Origin of the sequence: Actinocrinis sp., assembly GCF_035946395.1 — a bacterium.
In the GTDB taxonomy this organism is placed as follows: domain Bacteria; phylum Actinomycetota; class Actinomycetes; order Streptomycetales; family Catenulisporaceae; genus Actinocrinis.
This window is the reverse complement of record NZ_DASYZI010000110.1, coordinates 1-1,780: the sequence shown is the minus strand read 5'-3', so window position 1 is coordinate 1,780 and position 1,780 is coordinate 1. Positions and strand designations below refer to the sequence as shown.

Genomic DNA, 1,780 nt, shown 5'->3' with positions numbered 1-1,780 from the left:
GCGCAGCGCCATCGGGTCCTGACAAGGTCCCGCGCCCGGCGAGTACGAACACGATCTCGTGCTCGTCACCGCCGAGTCCGGCCGCCGCCGCCGCGCCCAGCCGGTGGTACCGCAACGTGAACGGCAGGCCCGCTATGTCGTCCTCGCTCATCCGCCGCGCCGGCTTCGCAGGCGCCTGAGTCCGTGCCGTCATCGCCAGTCCTCTCCGGTGGAGCGTCAGCTGTAGTCCTCAAGCGTTCCGGTGCGGCGCACGTCCAGCGACACGCAGTGGAATCCGCCGCTGAGCGTGCGCGCGTGGCGCATGGGCAGCGCGGCGACCGTCACGCCGCGCTTCTCCAACTCGCGGATCAGCGGGATCTGTAGGTCGTTGACCACGGCGAGATCCGGCCTGACCATGATGAAGTTCAGCCCGGCCTGCCAGAGCGACGCGCGCGGGTACCGCCACGCGTAGCCGGTGTCGACGTTCTCGGGGCACCAGAGGATGTCCCAGTGCTTGAACACCGCGGGCACCTGGTCCTCGCGGATCCGCTCCGGGTTGAGCACGACGAGTCCGGGCCGCACCAGCGTGATCGTGGTGTCGATGTGCGTGCCGTCGTAGACGCCGCTGACCGGGTGCACCCGGTAGTCTGCGCCGAGCGCGCGTTGCAGCCATTGCAGGCCCAGCAGGTTCCCGCTGCACGAGACCAGGTAGAGGATGTCCCGGCCGACGCGCAGGATGTTGGCCGCGTCGAAGATCGGCTCGTGGTTGTTGAGGATGGAGCCCTGCGCGGGGCGCACGTTGTAGGTCTCGTCGGAGAGCCGGGGCTTCGGCGCGGAGATCCAGCCCGCCCCGCTGCGGAAGTAGTCGAGCAGGATGTCCTTGTAGGCGTGCGGCTCGAAGTAGCGGGACCGCAGCGCCATCGGCGTCTCGATGATCGTGTCACCGATCGCCAGCAGCACGTCGCGGGGACAGTAGTTGTACTCGCCGTCCGTGGTCCAGTCCGGCGTACCGAAGCTCCTGGCATGGTCGGTGACCGCGGGCCGGCGGACCGTCACGCCCTCGGCCTGAAGCAGCCCGACGAACCCCTCCAGGTCCTCGTTCGCCTCCTCAAGGATCCGGGCGTCGTACGGGCCGGTCGGGATGTCCTGCTCGGTCTCCTCGTCATCGGCGTAGTCGAGGGCGAACAGTCCGATGTCCGCAGACGGGACGCGGGCGCCGTCGGCGATGCCCACGATCATCTCTTCCAGCGGATCCCACTCGTTGTGCACGCTGACGAGCGACAAGACGTACTCCGTTTCCGGCCGCGATCGGACGTGATCGCGTGCGTCAGGGGCCGGACGGCACAAGCCAGAACCCTGTGGACCCGGAGGATCCGGCAGCACTGGCCATGGCGAATCCGGCGACGAAACTCATCTGAAACTATTGATACAGCGCCCGGGCCGGGGAGCCCCGATGCGCATGAGTAGCCTGATGTATCGAATTATGTCGAACCAGGGGTCTCATGCAAAGGACGAGAAACCCGGACGTAACCCCAGCCTCGGTTCGTCTACCGTTTCCGGTGAAAGGCCTCGCGTTTGCCCTTGTGATCGGCTTACCTCGACCACCGCCCGGTGTTTCTACCGGCTCTCATCGTTACCGATCACTGTCGGCCTGTCAACAGCCACGCACCGGCAAGTTAGTATACTGACAAATACATGAGACGGCAGTTGTCTCAGGATCCTGTATGAGTTTCACGGTGTGGTGGAGCACGCGTCTGCCTGTTGACACGCGCGGGGAAATTGCGCGCACCGCGGGGGCCGG

2 protein-coding genes are annotated in these 1,780 nt (G+C 66.3%); both read right to left on the bottom strand.

Annotation, left to right across the window (positions count from 1 at the left end; all coding sequences use genetic code 11):
• Positions 1–193: hypothetical protein (locus tag VGS97_RS07300; RefSeq protein WP_326852482.1), on the bottom strand; the 193-nt coding region annotated here is incomplete at its 3' end.
• Positions 194–216: 23 nt separating this feature from the next.
• Entirely contained in the window at positions 217–1,263 is a 1,047-nt protein-coding gene (locus VGS97_RS07295) for a hypothetical protein (RefSeq protein ID WP_326852481.1), read from the bottom strand.
• Between the last annotated feature and the right edge of the window lie 517 nt (positions 1,264–1,780).